Raw genomic sequence first — 20,758 nt, 5'->3', positions numbered from 1 at the left:
GCGCGCGAAGGCGCCCTCCGAGGGCTACTCATCGACATTCGCCAGTTCATCCGAGTAATATAGGTCGGAAAGCCTGTATTCAGTTTGAATAAAGTGGCGAGCGAGTGCATGGATCACCTCCGCCGCCGAATAAAGCCGACGGATTTCGGGGGACGCGTCCGCGTCAGAAGGGAAAGACGCTGACGCATGGGCTGTCGCGACCCGGCAGTTATCGAACACATATTTCTCAACATCTTTCCCATTGCGATCAGCATCGAATCGCTTGATGATATCGGGGCTGAGGGACGTAGCGACCGTTGAGAAAACATCTCTCAGCCAGAGCTTTGTCAGGTTGGGCTGCCCCTTCGCTGATGCCGTTCTGTTTTCGAATACCTTGTAAAAGCTTATCACTGCGAAAGCCACAAGTCCCGCCTGGCGGGCGTTAAGCCCCTCGCGGTAATACGCGAGGCGCTGAAGTAGTTCTGGATCGGCGGGAATAGATCGCGAGAATATCCATTGTGCGGCTGTGGAGAACGCGCTCTCGTTACGCCGGACAGGGACCGGTATTGGATTACCCGACCACCCGTCTTCAAGCATAGCGGGGCTGTCGTCGCACCAGCTCAATAGAGTGAGGAAGCGATTTAATAGTGTCTTTGCATCTTCTATCGCGAGGCGCTCATTAGCCAGATCGATACTAATTGACGTGGAATTGTCTTTGGTCCTGGGAAACATCACGAAGTGATGCCCGGCGAAATGCACACGTGTCGGCTCGCTCGGCCACGTGACTTGAGCGTCAACCCTCAGATTTAAGAAGCGGGAGTTGGGACGTGCGCCTAATCTGAGATGAAAAGCGTCGCGTTCTTCCTCGGTTTCATATTCCTGCCAATCAGTCTTCAGCGGCAGATTGAGTTCTCGGGACAAAACGATTTCTCCCCGAAGGCGCACAAAAAACTGGCTAGCCAGCACGAGCTGCCGCGCGGAAGGCGCATGAATCTTTTCGTGGTCGTAGCCCTTTTCCGCGGCTTCTCTCTGTAGCATTAGCGCCATTTCGGAGACGTAGGAAACTGTCTGGCGCGCGCCGTCAGCGTCAAAAATTGCCTTAGCGTAGTACTCGTCGCCGTTCTGTTCGCGTGCAATGGAGAGTGAAATGCTGACGATCGACTGGCACGCCTCATCGCTCGCAATCACGGCGGCAACGGTTTCCAACAGAGTTTTGGTTTGCTGGAAGGAAGCCCTTGGTCCGCCGACTGCAACCAAGCCGCCAAGGCAGAGCGATACATGTCCGGCCCATCCAGGCAAGGTTGGGACAAACCCCAAGACCGAGCTTGCGATCTCGGTGTCCGTGAGCCTAACTGCTGCTTTTCCACGTCCACGCGGTATTAGATTATATCCTCGCAACTTTTCGAAACGCTTGAGGGTGTTATCAAACGTTTCCGGCAGGGCGAGCGCACGGTGCAAAATATCGGAGAGATGACGGGCATACATCCCCGATTAGATATACCGTACGAACGGCTGACGCCAGAAGGCCAAACCGTAGCGCTAGGCGACGTAAGGGATCGCGCATAACTCGATCGGCGATCCGCACGAAAGGCTGCGGCCCTTATAGTCTCCATGAAACGGTCAATGGCCGCGCTCGGAGCATTTTCCGAGTAAAACTTCTCGCCATTTAAGCTAAAAAAGCGTGCTGCCCCAGAGCTACCCGCTCCGCAAAGCTTGCAGCGATGAGAACTCGCATTTGTCGGTATCTATCTGATATTACTGAGAAAAAATGGAGCGGGTGAAGCGATTCGAACGCTCGACCCCAACCTTGGCAAGGTTGTGCTCTACCCCTGAGCTACACCCGCTCATCAGCCTCGGTCCGGGGGTAGTCGGTGGACCGTGGCGTCCCCGCTAACTTGCGGCGACGGGCGCTATATGGCCCAGCCATTTTCCAAATGCAACAGGGAAATGACGCGGGATCGAAGAAATTTTGCTGAGAATGTCGCAAGCCCCTGAAAACAAGGCGTTTTGCCGCGCGTGCAGCCGTGAATATTGCGCTTGTCTGCCCTTAGCCGTAAGGAAAAAGCATATTTCGAAGGATAAGGAATCGCCATGAACGACACGCCAGCAGCTGTGCAGCCGAAGACGCAGGACGAATTATTCCAGTTTCTCGACGGACTTGGCATTCCCCACACGACCAAGCGTCACGCGCCGGTCTTCACGGTCGCCGAATCGGTGGCTCTGAGGGATGAGATTCCGGGCGGGCATACCAAAAACCTCTTCGTGAAGGACAAGAAGGACAATTATTTCCTGCTGACCGTCGAGGAGCATGCGACGGTAGACCTGAAGACCGTGCACACGGTCATCGGCGCGGCGAGCAAGGTTTCCTTCGGGCGCCCGGAAAAGCTGATGGAATATCTGGGCGTCATTCCCGGCGCCGTCACCGCCTTCGGCGTCTTCAACGATACGGGCCGAAACGTGAAGATCATCATCGACGCCGATCTGATGCGGGACGAGATCATCAACTGCCATCCGCTGACGAACGACGCGACCACGTCCATTGCGTCCAGGGATCTGCTGCGCTTTATCGAGGCGACCGGACATGAACCGCTTGTCTTGAAAGTGACGGCCTGACATACGATCTTTGGGACGACGCCGGGCAATCCTTTGGACAAATCCGGCGGTCTGGCATAGCCCAGCGAAGACAGGACGGGCGGACGCGATTGTCCGCGAGGAGATACGATGAGCGGCAGCGACAATCCCTATGCAGGCGCCTATGGCAGCCAGATGACGGCGACGGCGAGCTACGGTGCCACCCCGGCACAGGCGGCCACCAAGGCACCCGTAACAGACCTGATCAAGGATACGACGACGGCGACCTTTGCGCGCGACGTTATCGAAGCCTCGCGCGAACAGCCTATTCTGGTCGATTTCTGGGCACCCTGGTGCGGCCCTTGCAAACAGCTGACGCCGGTTATCGAAAAGGTCGTCACCGAGGCTGGCGGTCGCGTCAAGCTGGCGAAGATGAACATCGACGACCATCCGTCGATCGCCGGCCAGCTCGGCATCCAGTCGATCCCGGCCGTCGTCGCCTTTTCCGGCGGACGCCCGGTCGATGGTTTCATGGGTGCGGTTCCGGAAAGCCAGATCAAACAATTCATCGAAAAAATCGCCGGGCCGGTTGTCGATGACCAAAAGGCGCAGATCGAGGCCGCCCTTGTCGATGCCAAGGCCTTCCTCGCTTCAGGCGACCTTGAAAATGCCGCCGGCCTCTATGGCGCCGTGCTGCAGGCCGATCCGGAAAATGCCGCAGCAATCGCCGGCCTTGCCGAGTGCATGATCCAGGCGGGCGATATAGAGCAGGCGCGCGAAATTCTCAGCGACCTTCCCGAAGAAACCGCCAAGGACGCGGCTATTGTGGCTGTCCTGAAGAAACTCGGCCAGATCGAGGAAGCCCGCAAGCTCGGCGATCCTGTCGCGCTCGAACAGCAACTGGCGCTCAATGCTGATGATCACGAGGCGCGCATCAAGCTTGCCAAGATCCGAAACGTCGAAGGCGATCGTCAGGCCGCGGCCGATCATCTGCTGATGGTGATGAAGCGCGACCGGACCTTCCAGGATGATGGTGCGCGGCGCGAACTGCTGCAGTTCTTCGAGGTCTGGGGGCCAATGGACCCGGCAACGCTCGCGGCCCGGCGCAAGCTTTCTTCCATCCTCTTCTCCTGAGCGGGCCTTTTCTCCTGAGGAACTCTTCTTTTAAGCGGGTTATCCGCTCTCTTGAGATTTCGGTATGGCGCACCATCTCTGTTGAGAGCAATGGCCAGACAAGGCCAAATGCCGGAAGCCTTGAAGCGAGGGGAAAGTAACCAATATGCAAGTGGGCAATGCGCGCTACCTCAAGCCCCAGGACCTGCCAGACATCCTGCCGGTCATGCCGCTGACCGGCGTCCTGCTGCTGCCCGGGGCGCAACTGCCGCTGAATATTTTCGAACCGCGCTATCTCGCCATGTTCGATGACGCGCTTGCCGGCAACCGGCTGATCGGCATGGTTCAACCATCCTTCAGCGAAGGCCATGTGGAGAGCCCGCAAGGTTCGCTCGTCGCGCTCTGCCAGATCGGCTGCGTCGGCCGCATCACCTCGTTCACCGAGATCGAGGATGGCCGCTACATCGTCTCGCTGACCGGTATCTGTCGGTTCCGCCTGTTTGAAGAGGCGCATGTGACAAAAGGGTATCGCTCCTTCCGCATCGCGCCGTTTGCCGCGGACCTGACGACACCCGACGAAGAGGCTCAGGTCGATCGGGAAGCGCTTCTGGCTGCCTTCAAAGCCTATCTGGATGCCAACAAGCTGGAAGCCGACTGGGAAAGTGTCGGGCGCGCCAGCAACACGACGCTGGTTAATTCCATGGCGATGATGTCGCCCTATGGCCCGGCCGAAAAGCAGGCGCTGCTGGAAGCACCGGATCTGAAGACGCGGGCCGAAACACTGATTGCGATTACCGAGATCGTGCTGGCCCGCAGTTTCGGCGATTTCGAAACCCGGCTGCAGTAGGACACCCAAGAATGGACGCCAAGACCAGCAAGGTCGATCCCAAGCTGCTCGAACTTCTGGTGTGCCCGCTGACCAAGGGGCGCCTCAGCTATCGCGCGGCGGACAATGAACTGGTTTCGGAAAAGGCGCGCCTTGCCTACCCGATCCGCGACGGCATACCGATCATGCTGATCTCCGAGGCCCGCAAGATCGAGGATTGAGGCTATTTTTGAAGCCTCATGCTTCTCGATTCATCATCGTTCAAGGATTTTCCATTAGGATTTGACGTCTCGCCGCATGGGAGAAGTCATGATCGTCTGGCACATCATTGCAGCTATTCTCACGCTGATGGTGCTTGGCACCGCATCGCATGTGTTCCGCGCATCCTTCAACTTCGTCCCGGACCGGTTCAATGCGGCACCGGGACGCTTTTGGGCTAATCACGCCATCGACGATATGTTGAGCGCCAATTACGGCTTCTGGGACATGGTGGCCGGCACGGAATATGACAGCGACGGATACTACGAGTTCTTCAGCCTGAAGAACCTGCGCATTTCCTGCACCTGGACGGTCGTTTGCGGGATGGCGATTATTCTGTCCGTTCCGAACGGCTGGGAGTGGTTCACAAGTTTGGTCGACGCTGCACCCGGATGGCTCTGGGCGCTTTTTCTCGATCGACTGAACAACATGACCTTCTTCTGAAATCAGATCGCCTGACCGGACAGCATGCGCGGCTCGGTCTGGCCGGCAAGGCCGGATGCCTGGCGGATGAAGAAGGATTTCAGCGACGGCAGGCGATCGACGATGCCGAGCCCGAAATCGCGCATCACCCGCAGCGGCGTAATATCATTGGAAAACAGCCGATTGAGCACATCGGTCGTGACCCCCATGCGGAAGGTGTCGAAGCGACGCCAGCTCTGGTAACGCTCCAGAACCGCCAGCGATCCGATATCAAGGCCGAGCCTGTCCGCTTCGACGATGGTTTCGGCAAGAGCCGCGACATCCTTGAAGCCGAGATTGAGCCCCTGGCCGGAGATCGGATGGATGCCGTGCGCGGCGTCGCCGGCAAGCGCAAAGCGCGGTGCCACGAAATCGCGCGCCAGCGTCAGCCCGAGCGGAAAGGCCCGGCGTCCGCCGACCACCTTAAGGTCGCCGAGCTTATGGCCGAAGCGGCGCTCCAGTTCGTCCTCGAACACCAGATCGTCGGCCGCCACCAGCCGGTCGGCATCTGCAGTGCGCTCGGTCCAGACAAGCGACGAACGGTTGTTCTTCAGCGGCAGGGTGGCAAACGGGCCCGCAGGCAGGAAATGCTCTTCGGCCGTTCCGTCATGCGGTCGCTCATGCTCCACTGTGGTCACGATTCCCGACTGGCCATAATCGAATTCGACCGTCTTGATCCCGGCCGCGTCCCGCAGCTTCGAGCGCACGCCGTCGCAGGCGACCAGCAGGCGGGCCTGCAATGCCTCGCCGCTGGCCAGTGTCACGTCCACAGCATGATCGCCGCTCTTGAAGCCCTGCGCCGCCGTCGACTGCCGTATGGCCACACCAAGTGCGGATGCAGCCTTTCGCAGCGCGCCGACAAGCGCAACATTCGGCACCATATGCGCGAATGGACGTCCATCGACCGCCTGGTCCTCGAATGTCAGGAACACCGGCCGTACCGGATCGGACGTCTTCGAATCGGTAACGATCATGCGTTTGATCGGCTCGGCCTCCAGCTCGATCTCGCTCCAGACGCCCATGACGTCGAGCATCTGCGAAGCGGCGGCGATGATCGCGGAAGCCCGTTCGTCCTTCTGCCAGACGCCATCAGGCGCGCCATCGATGACCATCACATCCAGATGCGGCGCAGCTTTTTGAGCGACACGGCGAGCGATAGGCCGACATAACCGCCGCCCGCAATCAGCACATCGACCATCTGCCTTCTCCCATCGCTCTTGAGCATTTCCTGTCCTCTATATAGATCATCAATGCTCGTGTTCCTACCATCGGAGACTGCCGAAAATGTCGCGCCCCACTGATGCCACCGCCCCGATGCCCGCGCCGATGCCCGCACCAATGGATGTCCTGCTCGAAACACTGGACCTCGAAAAGCTCGAGGAAGACCTGTTTCGTGGCCGCAGCCCGCAGGTCGGCTGGCAGCGCGTCTTCGGCGGCCAGGTCATCGGCCAGGCGCTGGTCGCCGCCCAACGCACCGTCGGTGAAGGCCGCTTCGTGCATTCGCTGCACGCCTATTTCATGCGCCCCGGCGATCCCTCCGTGCCCATCGTCTACAGCGTCGACCGTATCCGCGACGGCGCAAGTTTTGCCACGCGCCGGGTTGTCGCGGTTCAGCATGGCAAGGCGATCTTTTCGCTTTCGGCATCATTCCAGTTCGACGAGGACGGCTTCGAGCACCAGATCGCCATGCCGCGGGTGACACCGCCGGAAGAACTTCTGGGCGAGCAGGAGATCAAGGAGAAATTCCTGATCAACGCCCCGGAGGCCATCCGGCGCTATTGGGAGCGGCCGCGGCCGATCGAAATCCGACCAGTCTCGCTCAAGCATTATTTCTCCCGCGACAAGCTGGAGCCGGCGCAGGACGTCTGGGTCAAGGCGGTCGGCAGCGTGCCGGACGAGCGCCATATCCAGGCGGCGGTGCTTGCCTATATCTCCGACATGACGCTGCTCGACACCTCGCTCTACGCGCACGGCACCTCCGTCTTCGATCGCAACCTGCAGGTGGCAAGTCTCGACCATGCCATGTGGTTCCACCGGCCCTGCCGCATGGACGACTGGCTGCTCTACACGCAGGACAGCCCGAGCGCATTTGGTGCACGCGGCATGACCCGCGGCAGCCTTTTTGACCGCTCCGGCGTGCTGATTGCCTCCGTCGCACAAGAAGGTTTGATTCGGAAAAAGGCATCTGAATAAATAATATGCAAATTTTTGAATTTGCCTAATTTTTAGCCTGCAATATTGACGATTTTTTAATATTCCCGCGACGGGCCGCGCGAGAATATGACTTTTCCGTGTCTTTTCATAACGTTACTTCGCCCATTCCGAACTGGCACGCGCCTTGAATAGGATAGCACGTCGCCGGGGAAAAGTGCCAGGCGGCGAGGAGACGGCCGCCGAGCCGCACATGAACACGAAGGATGGGAAACCAGATGAAAATTGTGATGGCCATTATCAAGCCGTTCAAGCTCGATGAGGTTCGCGAAGCCCTCACCGCTGTTGGCATCCAAGGCCTGACGGTGACCGAAGTCAAAGGCTACGGGCGCCAGAAGGGACACACGGAGATCTATCGCGGTACCGAATATGCGGTGAGCTTCCTGCCGAAGCTCAAGATCGAGATCGCCGTTCCGACAGAGATCGTCGACAAGGCCGTCGAGGCCATCGCCACGTCCGCCAAGACCGGCCAGATCGGCGACGGCAAGATCTTCGTCTATTCGATTGACCATGCCGTTCGCATTCGTACCGGCGAAACCGATTCAGAAGCGCTGTAAGTCACGGCCGTTCAGGGAGCTATTTTCTATGTCCTCAACTAAACTTTCCACCTCTCTCGGACGCCTGGGCGCTGCTGCTGCAGCTTTCCTCGCCCCGGCTATCGCGTTCGCGCAGGAAGCCGCACCCGCTGCTGCCGAAGCCGTCGCAGCAGCACCTGCCATGACCGTCGACAAGGGCGACACCACCTGGATGATGCTGTCCACCATCCTCGTGCTGCTGATGACCGTACCGGGCCTCGCCCTGTTCTACGGCGGCCTCGTGCGCACCAAGAACATGCTCTCCGTCCTGATGCAGGTTCTGATGATCGCCGCTGTCGCGATGATCGTCTGGGTCGCCTATGGCTATTCGCTCGCTTTCACCGATGGCGGTTCGCTGAACAGCTTCGTCGGCGGTTTCTCCAAGGCCTTCCTGTCGGGCGTCGACGTGACGACCGTGGCAGAAAGCTTCACGAAGGGCGTTGCCATTCCGGAGCTGGTTTTCGTCATCTTCCAGATGACCTTTGCCGCCATCACCCCCGGCCTGATCATCGGCGCCTTCGCCGAACGCATCAAGTTCTCGGCCGTGATCCTTTTCACCATCCTGTGGCTCACCTTCATCTACTTCCCGATGGCCCACATGGTCTGGTTCTGGGGTGGCCCGAGCGCCTTTGACGGCCCGACCGGCCTCATCTTCGGCTTCGGCGCAATCGACTTCGCCGGCGGCACGGTCGTTCACATCAATGCCGGCATCGCCGGTCTGGTGGGCGCGATCATGGTCGGCAAGCGCACCGGCTTCGGCAAGGACATGATGGCTCCGCACTCCATGACCATGACGATGATCGGCGCCTCGCTTCTCTGGGTCGGCTGGTTCGGCTTCAATGCCGGCTCCAACCTCGAAGCAAACGCCTATGCCGTCCTCGCCATGATCAACACGCTCGTTGCAACCGCTGCTGCGATCGTCTCCTGGTCGATCCTCGAAACCTTCACCCGCGGCAAGGCTTCGATGCTCGGCGCCGCTTCGGGTGCCGTCGCCGGCCTCGTCGTCATCACGCCGGCAGCTGGTTTCGTCGGTCCGATGGGCGCAATCGTCATGGGTCTGATCGTCTCCCCGATCTGCTACTTCTTCGTCGCGACGGTGAAGAACAAGTTCGGCTATGACGACACGGCAGACGTCTTCGGCGTCCATTGCATCGGCGGCATCATCGGCGCGCTGCTCACCGGCGTCTTCGTCAACCCGGCTCTCGGTGGCGCAGGCATCGTGGACTACTCGACGGCAGACTTCGCAGCTGGATATGCCGGCACGGCAACACAGGTCTGGGCACAGGCAAAGGGTGTTATCGTCACCCTGCTGTGGTCGGGTATCGGCTCGGCAATCCTCTACAAGATCGTCGACGTCATCGTCGGCCTGCGCGTCCCGGTCGAAGCGGAACGCGAAGGTCTCGACCTGTCCTCGCACGGCGAAGCCGCTTACCACTCCTAAGCCGTTCGGTCCGGCGGCCTTGGCCGCCGGCACCAAATTCAGAACTTTATGTTGCGTTTTGGCCCGGACCTATGGTTCGGGCCTTTTTCGTTTAGCCTTGCTAAGGCCCCGACGATGGATTGGTTAAATTTAGCGATGCGACGACGGCCGATCCGCCGCCATGGTTAATGTCACATTAACCCCATTGCGTTTAGTTTGCTGGCATGGGCGCTCTGTGCGCCCCTTCAGCGATGACGACAATCAGCGGGCAGCGTATCATGAGCAGAAGCAATCAGGCGGCATATGACAGTCGGCCCAACCGGTTCGTGCTATCGACCTTTGTCTGGCGCCAGATCGCGGCGCTGACAGGCTTTGCCATCTTCATTGCCCTTGGCTTTGCGGTTGCCGCCCTCTCGACCTGGAACGTCGCCGATCCGAGCTTCTCCTTTGCAACGGCCAACGAACCGAGAAACATCCTCGGCTATACCGGTGCTGCCTTCGCCGATATTTTCATGCAGTTTTTCGGCATCGCCAGCGTCGTGGCGCTCCTGCCGGTGGTTGCCTGGGCACTGGTGCTGATCACCGGCAAACCCTTCGACCGTATCCTTAAGCGTGCAGCCGCCTGGTTCGGTGGCGCCGTATTGGCCTCCGCGGCTCTCAGCTGCATACCGGGACCCGTGACCTGGCCGCTGCCGAACGGTCTCGGCGGCGTCTTCGGCGACATGATCCTGCGCTTTCCCGCACTCTTCACCGGAACCTATCCCACCGGCACGTTCGCAACAGTGCTTGGCGCCATCTTCGCCGTGCCTGCGGCCTGGATGCTGATCTACAGCTCCGGCCTCATCGGCGTCGGCGATCCTGATGACATGGCAATCGACGAGCCCGTCGTCCAGAGCAAGGCGCGCACCGTCGGCGACGAAGCCGAGGACGACGACAGCGAAGGCGCGATCATGCTGATGATCGGCGCGCTCACGCACATGCGGTTTACCGCCGAAGCCCGCATCCGACGCCTGTTCGGCCTCACCGGTCGCCGCAAAAGTGCACCGCGCCATTTCGACGAGCCCTATGATTTCAACGGCGACGAGTTCGGCACGCTGAACGAACCGACACGCGCAAAGTCCGCTGCTCCCATGACCCGCGTCGAGCCGTCGCTTGATCGCAGCGAGCGCCGGATCGTTTCCGCACCACCGATGTCGGTCGATGAAGATGACGACGACGATGCCGCATTCGATATGGAAGCGCGCCGACCGGCCGGCATCCTGGCGGACGAAGAGGATGAGGACGATGTGGCTGCCGATTGGGCGCCCGTACCCGCCCCGCGCAAGACGGCACCGGTGACGTCAGGCAATACCCGCGTTGTTCCGCCGGCACCCCGCCCGAAGACCGGCCAGCGCATCGAGCGTGAAGCGCAGGCCTCGCTGGTCGCCGACGATGAAAGCTTCATCCTGCCGCCGCTGCATTTCCTCGCCGAGCCGAAGAACGTCGCCCGCGATTCCACCCTTTCGGCAGATGCGCTGGAACAGAACGCGCGCATGCTCGAAGGCGTGCTTGAGGATTTCGGCGTCAAGGGCGAGATCATCCATGTCCGGCCAGGCCCCGTCGTGACCATGTACGAACTGGAGCCAGCCCCCGGCATCAAATCGTCGCGCGTCATCGGCCTCGCCGACGATATCGCCCGCTCGATGAGCGCCATCGCCGCCCGCGTCGCCGTCGTGCCTGGTCGCAATGCCATCGGCATCGAACTTCCGAACGACCGCCGCGAAACCGTCTACCTGCGTGAACTCATCGGTTCGCGCGATTTCGAAACCAGCAAGACCAAGCTTGCCATGGCGCTCGGCAAGACCATTGGTGGCGAGCCTGTCATCGTCGATATCGCGAAAATGCCGCATCTCCTGGTGGCCGGCACTACCGGCTCGGGCAAATCCGTCGCCATCAACACGATGATCCTGTCGATCCTCTACCGGTTGAAGCCGGAACAGTGCCGCCTGATCATGATCGACCCGAAGATGCTCGAACTATCCGTCTATGACGGCATCCCGCACCTGCTGTCTCCCGTCGTCACCGATCCGAAGAAGGCCGTCGTCGCCCTGAAATGGACCGTGCGCGAGATGGAAGAGCGCTACAAGAAAATGTCGAAGATCGGCGTGCGCAACATCGACGGCTTCAACAGCCGCGTCGAACAGGCCATGGCCAAGGGCGAGCAGATCAGCCGCACCGTACAGACCGGCTTCGACCGCCAGACCGGCGAGGCCGTTTACGAGACCGAGGAATTCGACCTGCAGCCGATGCCCTATATCGTCGTGATCATCGACGAGATGGCCGACCTGATGATGGTCGCCGGCAAGGATATCGAAGGCGCCGTTCAGCGCCTTGCCCAGATGGCCCGTGCCGCCGGCATCCACGTCATCATGGCAACGCAGCGCCCCTCCGTCGACGTCATCACCGGCACGATCAAGGCCAACTTCCCGACCCGCATTTCCTTCCAGGTGACGTCGAAGATCGATAGCCGCACCATCCTGGGCGAACAGGGTGCCGAACAACTGCTCGGCATGGGTGACATGCTCTATATGGCCGGCGGCGGGCGCATCCAGCGTGTCCATGGTCCCTTCGTTTCCGACACCGAAGTCGAGGAAGTGGTTGCTTACCTGAAAACGCAGGGATCGCCCCAATATCTGGAGGCGATCACGGAAGATGACGACGAGGACAACGAAGGCGGCGGCCCGGCCGGCACGTCCAACCTCGCCGATTCGGACGACCCTTACGACCAGGCGGTCGCCATCGTGCTGCGCGACGGCAAGGCATCGACCTCCTACATCCAGCGCCGCCTTGGCATCGGCTATAACAGGGCGGCGTCACTGATCGAACGCATGGAACAGGAAGGCGTCATCAGCCCGGCAAACCATGCCGGAAAACGCGAAATCCTCGTCCCGACGGAAGACGAGATCAGCGGACGCTGAGGGGCGTTCGCGTCGCTTCTGGAGCAAATGCAAGTGCCCCCGGGCGTAAGGCCTTGAAGGTGCCGTACTTGCGCTCCACATCACACTAAGTTTGAAGGAGACTGCGATGATCGACAACCAGACACGCCAACCGCATGCGGGCAACGGCTCCTCAGCGATGTCCCGACGTTCCTTCGTTTGCGGTCTTACCCTTATTGCGGCACTGGCAATGACCGGCCTGCCGCTTGACCGGGCTGAAGCGCAGGCAACGGGCGCCGCACAGAAGATCGCCGACCATTTCGCATCTGTGAAAACGATGAGTGGCGAGTTTGTACAGTTTGGTCCGCGCGGCGAGCAGACCGGCGGCAAGTTTTATATCAGCCGTCCCGGCAAGATCCGCTTCAACTATGAGGCCCCCTCCCCCATGCGGGTGATCGCCGACGGCAAGTCGGTGGTGATCGGAAACCAGAAGCTGAAGACCTGGGATATCTATCCGCTGTCAAAGACGCCGCTCAATCTGCTTCTGTCCAACAAGATCGATCTCTCCGGAAAGATGGTCCGCGACGTCAAGGAAGAGGCCGACCTGATCACCATCGTTCTCGGCGACAAGAGTATCTTCGGCGATTCGACGATCACCATGATGTTTGACCCGAAAACCTACGACCTGCGCCAGTGGACGATCACCGATGCGCAGAAGAAGGATACGTCGGTAATGATCTTCAACGTCAAGAACGGTCTCGAGCTCGACGAGAAGGTTTTCCAGATCCCTTACGACCAGGTTCACAACAGGGGCGGTTGATCGCCGCTTTCGCTCTTTCGAAACTGTTGGGGAAATCAGATGCTGATTGCACTCGCCGGACTGCCCGGCGCCGGCAAATCGACCATTGCCCGTCTTCTCGCGCAAAAGCTCGGCGCGACACATCTGCGCATCGACACGATCGAACAGACGCTGCGCGCTTCCGGCATGCTCAAGGCCGATGTCGGGCCAGCCGGCTACATGATCGGCTATGCACTGGCTGCGGAAAACCTCCGCAACGGCCAGACGGTGATTGCCGATTCCGTCAACCCTCTGCAGATAACCAGAAATGCTTGGCGGCAGGTGGCGGATCGTGCGTCTCTTACACTGAACGAGATCGAAATCGCCTGCTCCGACCGGCATGAGCATCGAAACCGGATCGAGACGCGTCACAACGATATCGAAGGTCTCGTGCAGCCGACATGGCAGCAGGTGATCGGCCGGGACTTCCATCCCTGGGACAGGCCGCCGATCAGCATCGACACCGCTGGAAGAGCCGCCGAAGACTGTGTTGCAGACATTATTTCGCGCCTTCGCAGTTGATGTCTGCCTGTCTCTTTCAGCATGGCCGGAAATGGAAAAACTGCTAAAGAGCTTTGCCGCATCCCGTGATGCAGGCGCAAACACAGTTTTAAAAGGCTTCCCGAATATGGCATTGTCGATCGCAACCTGGAACATCAACTCGGTGCGACTGCGCATGCCGCTCGTCGAGCATTTCCTGAAAACCTGGGCGCCGGATATCCTTTGCCTTCAGGAAACCAAGGTGACGAACGACCTCTTCCCGTTTGATCCGCTGCGGGCACTTGGCTACGCACACATCGCCATCCACGGCCAAAAGGGCTATCACGGCGTCGCAACGGTCTCGCGACTGCCTCTGCATGAACTCACCGACCGCCGCGACTACTGCGGCGTCGGCGATTCCCGGCATCTCTCGGTGATGTTCGAGAAGAGCGGGAAGACGATCCGCCTGCACAATTTTTACGTGCCCGCCGGTGGCGACGAGCCGGACCGGACGATCAATCCGAAATTCGGTCACAAGCTGGATTTCGTCGAGGAAATGAAGCTGCTGCATGCCGAGGCAGACGCCGGCATCTCGTCCATCCTTGTCGGCGACCTCAACATCGCTCCGCTGGAGCATGATGTCTGGTCGCACAAGCAACTCCTGAAAATCGTCAGCCATACGCCCATCGAAACCGAAGGGCTGACCGCAGTCATGACCGGTGGCGCCTGGGTCGATCTGATGCGCCAGCACAGGCCGTCACCGGAAAAGCTCTATACCTGGTGGAGCTACCGCGCCAAGGATTGGGAGGCCGCCGACCGCGGCCGCCGTCTCGATCACATCTGGTCGTCCGCCGACCTCTCCTGGCATCTCACGAAAGTCGAGATCCTCAAGGAGGCCCGCAGCTGGGAACGGCCGTCGGACCATGTACCGGTGATCGCGCACTTCGATCTCTAAGGATCGAATACCGTCGAAGAATTAACGCCAGCCAAGCGCCGGCGCGACATACTTCAGGATCGCCTCGATGACATGGGCGTTGTATTCAACACCCAGCTGGTTCGGCACGGTCAGTAGGAGCGTATCGGCCTCGCGTATTGCCTCGTCTTCAGCCAACTGCCGGACAAGAGCATCGGGTTCCGCCGCATAAGATCGCCCGAAGATAGCCCGCGTCTGGTCATCGATGTAGCCGATCGAATCGCTTTCCTTGCTGGCCCCGCCGAAATAGGCGCGGTCGCGGTCGTTCACCAGTGCGAAGATGCTGCGGCTGACGGACACCCGCGGCGCCCGCGCATGGCCCACTTCCTTCCAGGCGTCCCGGTAGGCGCGGATCTGTGCGGCTTGCTGGACGTGAAAGGGTTCACCGGTTTCGTCGTTCTTCAGTGTTGAGCTCTGCAGGTTCATGCCGAGCTTCGCTGCCCAGACCGCCGTTGCGTTTGAGCTGGCGCCCCACCAGATGCGGTCGCGCAAGCCCTCCGAGTGTGGCTCCAGGCGCAGAAGGTCTGGCGGATTGGGAAACATCGGGCGCGGATTGGGCGCCGCGAACCCTTGGCCCTTGAGCACATCAAGCAGGACTTCCGTATGACTGCGGGCCATATCCGCGTCCGAGGTGCTGTCCTGCGGCGCATAGCCGAAATGGCGCCAGCCATCGATCACCTGCTCGGGAGACCCGCGGCTGATACCAAGCTGAAGGCGGCCCTTCGATATCAGGTCGGCGGAACCGGCATCCTCGGCCATGTAGAGTGGGTTTTCATAGCGCATGTCGATGACTGCTGTGCCGATCTCGATCCGGCATGTCCTAGCGCCGACAGCCGCCAGAAGCGGAAAGGGCGAGGCAAGCTGCCTGGCAAAATGATGAACACGGAAATAGGCGCCATCCGCACCCAGTTCCTCGGCTGCCACGGCAAGGTCGATCGACTGAAGCAGAGCGTCACCGGCGGAGCGGGTCTGCGATTGCGGCGAAGGGTTCCAGTGCCCGAAGGATAGGAAGCCGATGTTCTTCATTGCGTGTTATCCTGATGATGGGTGCGGGCAATATCGTGCCACTGATATGGCAGCCGAGCTCAACGCATGGAAGGGCCGCATTGCGGGCATCGCCGAAACACACTGTCTCCGGGAAGAAACAACTAGCCGAACTTCGGCGCCAGTTTCTCCATCCGGGCAATCATCGTCTGCAGATTGTCACGGATGCGGGATTCGACGATGGCTGCGACCTCTGGATATTCTTCCAGCATGCGGCGAAAGAGCTGGCGGTTGATACGAATGACTTCGCTTTCTTCCTCGGCGGTCGCAGTGAACTTTCGTTCCACGAAGGAGATCATCGCGAGTTCGGACAGGAGCGTTCCGCGCCCAACGGTCTGCACCACCTCGACACTGCCGTCACGAACCGTTCGGCTCAGGCTGATCGCACCGCTGGCGACGGCAAAGGCGCAATCGGCCGGTGCACCCTCGCGAAACAACTGCTGGCCGCGGCTGAGACGCCGGCGCTCGGCACCGAAGGCGATCAGACGCAGCTTATCCTCACCGATTTCCGCAAACAGCGGGACGATGGAAAGCAGGGCAATGTCGTCATTCAGCGCCAAAGCGAAACCCCGGGATGGACGTGATACCGGCATCGATCCTGCGCGGCACCCTGCCCCATGTCATTATGGGACGATTTTGTAACCGCCATTCTCTGTCACCAAAATCTCGGCATTGGAAGGGTCCCGCTCGATTTTCTGGCGCAGCCGGTAGACATGGGTTTCCAACGTGTGCGTCGTTACTCCGGAATTGTAGCCCCAGACCTCTTCCAGTAGCACATCGCGGGTTACCACCTTCTGGTCGGCACGGTAGAGATAGCGGATGATCGCCGCTTCCTTCTCGGTCAGCCGGATCTTCTGGCCGTTGTCCAGCGTCAAGAGCTTCTGGCCGGGCTTGAAGGTGTAGGGACCGACGGTAAAGGTCGCGTCCTCGCTCTGCTCGTGCTGGCGCAACTGCGCGCGGATTCGCGCCAGAAGCACGGCGAAGCGGAAGGGCTTGGTGACATAGTCATTGGCGCCGGCTTCGAGCCCGAGGATCGTATCGCTATCCGTATCATGGCCAGTCAGCATGATGATCGGCGGCTTGAAACCACCCTTGCGCAGGAGCTTGACGGCTTCGCGACCATCCATATCCGGCAGACCGACATCCATGACCAGAAGCGCAATCTGCTGGGCACGGGCGGTGGCGATGCCCTTGGCTGCTGTCGGCTCCTGCAGGATGTTGAACTCCTCGTAGAGGGAGAGCTGCTCCGTCAGAGTTTCGCGCAGATCAGTGTCGTCATCGACCAGAAGAATGGTGCGCGTGGTCATGGGAAACGTCCTCCTGTCGTACGGCCTAACATTAGCGAAATCGCCGCCTTAAACAAGCAATGCCGCTCTTCACCCGCTTGTTACATATTGTGTAGTGCTATGCTGGGGTTTCGGATCACGAACAACGCAAAAAACTGTGAGTAAAATGCGCGTCAAGACGGACGGAAAGCGGAAAAAATCGCAGATGGTGGTCGTCAGGGCAAAGCCCGGCCATCGCAGCAAGGCCCTCGTCTCGTTCAGCGGACGCACCGAGCAGGCCGCCATCGGCCGCAGCGGCATGTCTTCACGCAAACGCGAAGGCGACGGCGCAACCCCGATCGCCGCTATGCAGCTTCTGCACGGCTATATCCGCGCCGACCGCATCACGCCGCCGGCCACTGCCTTGAGCCTTCAAGCAATCCAGCCCACCATGCTCTGGTGCGACGAACCGCGGCATGCCGCCTACAACAGGCCCATCTCCGCGCCGTTCAAGCCGAGCCACGAGCGAATGATGCGCGACGATGGGCTCTACGATATCTGCCTGGTGATGGACTGGAACATCAAAAGCCGCAAACGCAACGGCGGCTCCGCGATTTTCTTCCACCTCGCCAAGCCAGGATACAAACCGACCGAGGGCTGTGTCGCCGTGAGCCTGCCGGCGATGCGGCGGCTGTTACGGTTCATGCGACGAGGGACGCTGGTGCGGGTGGTTGGCTAGCACCTCCCCTTGAGGGGGAGGTCGCCGCATGACGGCGGTGGGGGTGACAGCCGCGACCTGCAATGCAAACCGCATCTGCCGCAGATCATCCCACCCCGGACCATCAGGTCCGACCCTCCCCCTCAAGGGGAGGGTGAACGTCTTACTTCCACTCGCGGATATCGACGAAGTGCCCCGATACCGCTGCTGCAGCAGCCATGGCCGGCGACACCAGGTGCGTGCGGCCCTTGAAACCCTGGCGGCCTTCGAAATTGCGATTGGAGGTCGAGGCGCAGCGTTCGCCCGGCTTCAGGCGGTCGTCGTTCATGGCAAGGCACATCGAGCAGCCCGGCTCGCGCCAGTCGAAACCGGCCGCCTTGAATATCTTGTCGAGACCTTCGGCTTCCGCCTGTTCCTTGACGAGGCCGGAACCAGGCACGATCATCGCCGACACAGTGGAGGCCACCGTCTTGCCCTCGACGACCTTGGCAACTTCGCGAAGGTCCTCGATGCGGCCATTGGTGCAGGAGCCGATGAAGACGCGGTCGATCGCGATATCGGTGATCTTCGTGCCCGGCTTCAGGCCCATATAGTCGAGCGCCCGCCACTTGGAGGTGCGCTTGTTCTCGTCCAGGATCTCGTCCGGGTTCGGAACGATGCCCTGTACCGAAATGACGTCTTCCGGCGAGGAGCCCCAGGAAACGATCGGCGGCAGATCGGCGGCGTTCAGCACGACGACGCGGTCATAATGAGCGCCCTCGTCCGTCTGCAGCGTCTTCCAGTAGGCGATTGCCTTTTCGAGGTCTTCGCCTTTCGGCGCGCGGGGCTTGCCCTTGATGTATTCGAAGGTCTTTTCATCAGGCGCGATCAGGCCGGCGCGGGCACCGCCCTCGATCGTCATGTTGCAGACGGTCATGCGGCCTTCCATCGACAAAGCACGGATGGCTTCGCCGGCAAACTCGATGACACTTCCGGTGCCGCCCGCGGTGCCGATCTCCCCGATGATGGCAAGGATGATGTCCTTGGCGGTGACATGTTCCGGCAAAACGCCGTCGACACGCACCAGCATGTTCTTGGCCTTCTTCTGGATCAGCGTCTGGGTGGCAAGCACATGCTCGACTTCGGACGTGCCGATGCCGTGGGCCAGCGCGCCAAAGGCACCATGGGTCGAGGTGTGGCTGTCGCCGCAGACAATGGTCATGCCCGGCAGGGTGAAGCCCTGCTCCGGTCCGACGATGTGGACGATGCCCTGGCGGATATCGCTTGCCGAATAATATTCGACGCCGAAATCAGCCGCGTTCTGGGCAAGCGCTTCCACCTGGATGCGGCTTTCCTCGTTCTTGATGCCGAGATGGCGATCCGGCGAGGTCGGAACGTTATGGTCGACGACGGCCAGCGTCTTCTGCGGCGCGCGCACCGTGCGGTTGGTCATGCGCAGGCCCTCGAACGCCTGCGGGCTCGTCACTTCGTGGACGAGATGGCGATCGATGTAGAGAAGACAGGTGCCGTCATCCTGCTGATTGACCAGATGGTCGTCCCAGATTTTATCGTAGAGGGTACGCGGTGCGCTCATGGCTGTGCATCCATTTTGAAGAAGGAAATCAGGAAAACTGCCGGCCAAGGGGCGCCGGAAACCCACTCGGGACTTGCGCCCCGGAAACTACCGAAGTCGGTTGTTGAGCGCGCCGGAAACGCACGCAAAAAGCGTGCCGGCAGACGCTTGTGGTCCTGCAGCACGACGATATTCTGCGGTAAACATCCGAATTTGGATTCCATGGTCGGGCATATAGCAGTTTTGTGAATTACCGGCAATATCGGCCGGGATTGAGAATTATTGTCCCAATCTGCGATCAGAGCGCGTCGCGCTGGGCGCGCAGATTGAAACGACACGCCTGTTCTGCACCTTGCAGGAGCGATCCTCGCAGTCGCGGACCTCGCGGTCCTTGCCGTAACCCTTCGCCCACATGCGCCTTGCATCCACCCCTTCGAGGCGAGATAGGCCATCGCTGCATCGGCGCGCTTTTGCGACAGCGCTTTCATTTGTGCCTCCGAGCCGGAATCATCGGCAAATCCTTGCAGCTTGAGCAGCCAATTCGGGTTGTTGTTCAGCCAACTGGCCTGGCTATCCAGGGTTACCCTGGCCACGGAATCAAGCGTGGCAGAGTCCTGCGTGAAGTAGATCCGCCGGCCGACATTGAGGATGAAGTCTTCCTCGCTGCCAAGCTTGACGTTCTCGAAACCCGGCGCGGGGTCATTCGTCTGGCCGGTCATCGGTACGGCGGCAGGTTCCTCCACGGAGGCAATGTCCGTGGTGTTGCAAGAGGTGAGCACCAAAAGCATGGCTGTAGCCGCAAGGCATTTTGTATATCCGGTCGTAGAAGACATCAGATGATTTTCCTATTCGACCGGAGTTGCGGCGCTGACCTCAGCGGTATTTCCCGCCTGGTCGGCAATATGCGGCAGAACCTGCACGGCGGTACCGATGGGGCAACGCTGGTAAAGATCGATCGCGTCTTCGTTGAACATGCGGATGCAGCCGCTGGAGGCATCCTTGCCGATGCTGCCTGGCTCCAGCGTACCGTGGAAGCGGTAGCCTGTATCGACACCATCGCGAAGCAGGTACATGGCGCGAGGCCCGAGCGGATTTTTGGCGGAGCCCCCTCCACGAATTCCGGCAGTTCGGGATGACGCTTGCGCATCTCCGGCGGTGGCGTCCAGCGCGGCCAGAGCGATTTACGGTCGATCGTGGCGCGGCCAAACCATTTGAAGCCCTCGCGACCGACGCCGACGCCGTAGCGGATGGCCGTCTTGTTCTCCATGATCAGGTAGAGGAAATGATGCCTTGTATCGACGACAACGGTGCCGATCGGCTCGCTGCTGAAATATTTGACAACCTGCCGGTGCCATTTCCTGTCGATCTTGGCGAAGTTGGTTGCCCGGAAGGTCACGCCATTGTCGAGGATGGTGCCGGAAAAATACGAAGCCGCCTGCGCCAATGCCGGGCTTTTGACCGCGCCGGCGCCAAGCAATGCCAAACCACCAAGCAGAATATCCCTGCGGGTCCCCACCATCGGCAATATCCCCTAAAGCCATCAAGCGAAGTTCCAGTA

General features: G+C 60.2%; 18 protein-coding genes, 1 tRNA gene and 3 pseudogenes. 13 read left to right on the top strand and 9 right to left on the bottom strand.

Annotation, left to right across the window (positions count from 1 at the left end):
- Positions 1-24 precede the first annotated feature (24 nt).
- Positions 25-1,464, bottom strand: coding sequence for a methylamine utilization protein MauJ (mauJ, locus tag P6U16_RS13420; protein WP_277700981.1), 1,440 nt, complete (start codon positions 1,462-1,464; stop codon positions 25-27).
- Between the two features lie 284 nt (positions 1,465-1,748).
- Positions 1,749-1,823 (bottom strand) — tRNA-Gly (locus P6U16_RS13415).
- 247 nt (positions 1,824-2,070) lie between these two features.
- Here P6U16_RS13415 and P6U16_RS13410 point away from each other — a divergent pair.
- The 5 genes from P6U16_RS13410 to P6U16_RS13390 all read left to right on the top strand — a co-directional run bounded on the left by P6U16_RS13410 (position 2,071) and on the right by P6U16_RS13390 (position 5,191).
- On the top strand, positions 2,071-2,592 hold the full coding sequence (locus tag P6U16_RS13410) for a prolyl-tRNA synthetase associated domain-containing protein (protein WP_277700980.1): 522 nt from the start codon (positions 2,071-2,073) through the stop codon (positions 2,590-2,592).
- Between the two features lie 108 nt (positions 2,593-2,700).
- Entirely contained in the window at positions 2,701-3,684 is a 984-nt protein-coding gene (trxA, locus tag P6U16_RS13405) for a thioredoxin (RefSeq protein WP_277700979.1), read from the top strand.
- Positions 3,685-3,829: 145 nt separating this feature from the next.
- Positions 3,830-4,510 (top strand): LON peptidase substrate-binding domain-containing protein, encoded by a 681-nt coding sequence (locus tag P6U16_RS13400; RefSeq protein ID WP_277700978.1) that lies wholly within the window; start codon positions 3,830-3,832, stop codon positions 4,508-4,510.
- Between the two features lie 11 nt (positions 4,511-4,521).
- Positions 4,522-4,710 carry a Trm112 family protein gene (locus P6U16_RS13395; RefSeq protein ID WP_277700977.1) on the top strand — a complete coding sequence of 63 codons (189 nt, stop codon included), beginning with the start codon at positions 4,522-4,524 and terminating at the stop codon, positions 4,708-4,710.
- An 88-nt stretch (positions 4,711-4,798) separates the two neighbouring features.
- A complete protein-coding gene (locus P6U16_RS13390; protein ID WP_277700976.1) occupies positions 4,799-5,191 on the top strand; it encodes a hypothetical protein in 393 nt (130 codons plus the stop codon).
- A 2-nt stretch (positions 5,192-5,193) separates the two neighbouring features.
- Here the strand turns inward: P6U16_RS13390 and P6U16_RS13385 are convergent.
- Positions 5,194-6,407, bottom strand: a pseudogene (locus P6U16_RS13385) (ubiquinone biosynthesis hydroxylase).
- A 116-nt stretch (positions 6,408-6,523) separates the two neighbouring features.
- Here P6U16_RS13385 and tesB point away from each other — a divergent pair.
- The 7 genes from tesB (at position 6,524) to P6U16_RS13350 (ending at position 14,603) form a co-directional block, all read left to right on the top strand.
- Complete coding sequence (tesB, locus tag P6U16_RS13380; protein ID WP_277703845.1) at positions 6,524-7,402, top strand: acyl-CoA thioesterase II; 879 nt, start codon at positions 6,524-6,526, stop codon at positions 7,400-7,402.
- A 224-nt stretch (positions 7,403-7,626) separates the two neighbouring features.
- Positions 7,627-7,977: a P-II family nitrogen regulator gene (locus P6U16_RS13375; RefSeq protein WP_071831944.1), complete on the top strand. Its 351-nt coding sequence runs from the start codon at positions 7,627-7,629 to the stop codon at positions 7,975-7,977.
- Positions 7,978-8,005: 28 nt separating this feature from the next.
- Positions 8,006-9,436, top strand: coding sequence for an ammonium transporter (locus P6U16_RS13370; RefSeq protein ID WP_277700975.1), 1,431 nt, complete (start codon positions 8,006-8,008; stop codon positions 9,434-9,436).
- A 257-nt stretch (positions 9,437-9,693) separates the two neighbouring features.
- On the top strand, positions 9,694-12,372 hold the full coding sequence (locus P6U16_RS13365) for a DNA translocase FtsK (RefSeq protein ID WP_277700974.1): 2,679 nt from the start codon (positions 9,694-9,696) through the stop codon (positions 12,370-12,372).
- A gap of 106 nt (positions 12,373-12,478) precedes the next feature.
- On the top strand, positions 12,479-13,150 hold the full coding sequence (locus P6U16_RS13360; RefSeq protein ID WP_277700973.1) for an outer membrane lipoprotein carrier protein LolA: 672 nt from the start codon (positions 12,479-12,481) through the stop codon (positions 13,148-13,150).
- 39 nt (positions 13,151-13,189) lie between these two features.
- A complete protein-coding gene (locus tag P6U16_RS13355; RefSeq protein ID WP_277700972.1) occupies positions 13,190-13,690 on the top strand; it encodes an AAA family ATPase in 501 nt (166 codons plus the stop codon).
- Between the two features lie 106 nt (positions 13,691-13,796).
- Positions 13,797-14,603 carry an exodeoxyribonuclease III gene (locus P6U16_RS13350; RefSeq protein WP_277703844.1) on the top strand — a complete coding sequence of 269 codons (807 nt, stop codon included), beginning with the start codon at positions 13,797-13,799 and terminating at the stop codon, positions 14,601-14,603.
- A gap of 21 nt (positions 14,604-14,624) precedes the next feature.
- On the opposite strand, the gene P6U16_RS13345 is transcribed toward P6U16_RS13350, so the two are convergent.
- The 3 genes from P6U16_RS13345 to P6U16_RS13335 all read right to left on the bottom strand — a co-directional run bounded on the left by P6U16_RS13345 (position 14,625) and on the right by P6U16_RS13335 (position 16,972).
- Positions 14,625-15,647, bottom strand: a complete 1,023-nt coding sequence (locus tag P6U16_RS13345; RefSeq protein ID WP_277700971.1) for an LLM class flavin-dependent oxidoreductase — start codon at positions 15,645-15,647, stop codon at positions 14,625-14,627.
- A gap of 122 nt (positions 15,648-15,769) precedes the next feature.
- Positions 15,770-16,225 carry a cyclic nucleotide-binding domain-containing protein gene (locus tag P6U16_RS13340; RefSeq protein WP_277700970.1) on the bottom strand — a complete coding sequence of 152 codons (456 nt, stop codon included), beginning with the start codon at positions 16,223-16,225 and terminating at the stop codon, positions 15,770-15,772.
- A gap of 63 nt (positions 16,226-16,288) precedes the next feature.
- The gene (locus P6U16_RS13335) at positions 16,289-16,972 is read right to left on the bottom strand and encodes a response regulator transcription factor (protein WP_277700969.1); all 684 of its coding nucleotides are present in this window, start codon (positions 16,970-16,972) and stop codon (positions 16,289-16,291) included.
- A gap of 145 nt (positions 16,973-17,117) precedes the next feature.
- Between P6U16_RS13335 and P6U16_RS13330 the strand changes: the two genes are divergently transcribed.
- Positions 17,118-17,669: a L,D-transpeptidase family protein gene (locus P6U16_RS13330; protein WP_277700968.1), complete on the top strand. Its 552-nt coding sequence runs from the start codon at positions 17,118-17,120 to the stop codon at positions 17,667-17,669.
- A 142-nt stretch (positions 17,670-17,811) separates the two neighbouring features.
- Here the strand turns inward: P6U16_RS13330 and leuC are convergent, their stop codons facing one another.
- The 3 genes and pseudogenes from leuC to P6U16_RS13315 form a co-directional block, all read right to left on the bottom strand.
- Positions 17,812-19,221 carry a 3-isopropylmalate dehydratase large subunit gene (leuC, locus tag P6U16_RS13325; protein WP_277700967.1) on the bottom strand — a complete coding sequence of 470 codons (1,410 nt, stop codon included), beginning with the start codon at positions 19,219-19,221 and terminating at the stop codon, positions 17,812-17,814.
- A gap of 277 nt (positions 19,222-19,498) precedes the next feature.
- Positions 19,499-20,033 (bottom strand): annotated as a pseudogene (locus tag P6U16_RS13320) (OmpA family protein).
- A gap of 12 nt (positions 20,034-20,045) precedes the next feature.
- A pseudogene (locus P6U16_RS13315) lies at positions 20,046-20,719 on the bottom strand (L,D-transpeptidase).
- Positions 20,720-20,758: the final 39 nt, after the last annotated feature.

Origin of the sequence: Rhizobium sp. 32-5/1 (genome assembly GCF_029537235.1) — a bacterium.
Taxonomy (GTDB): Bacteria; Pseudomonadota; Alphaproteobacteria; order Rhizobiales; family Rhizobiaceae; genus Pararhizobium.
Note: the sequence above shows the minus strand (reverse complement) of the source record. Positions and strands in the feature narration are given on the sequence as shown.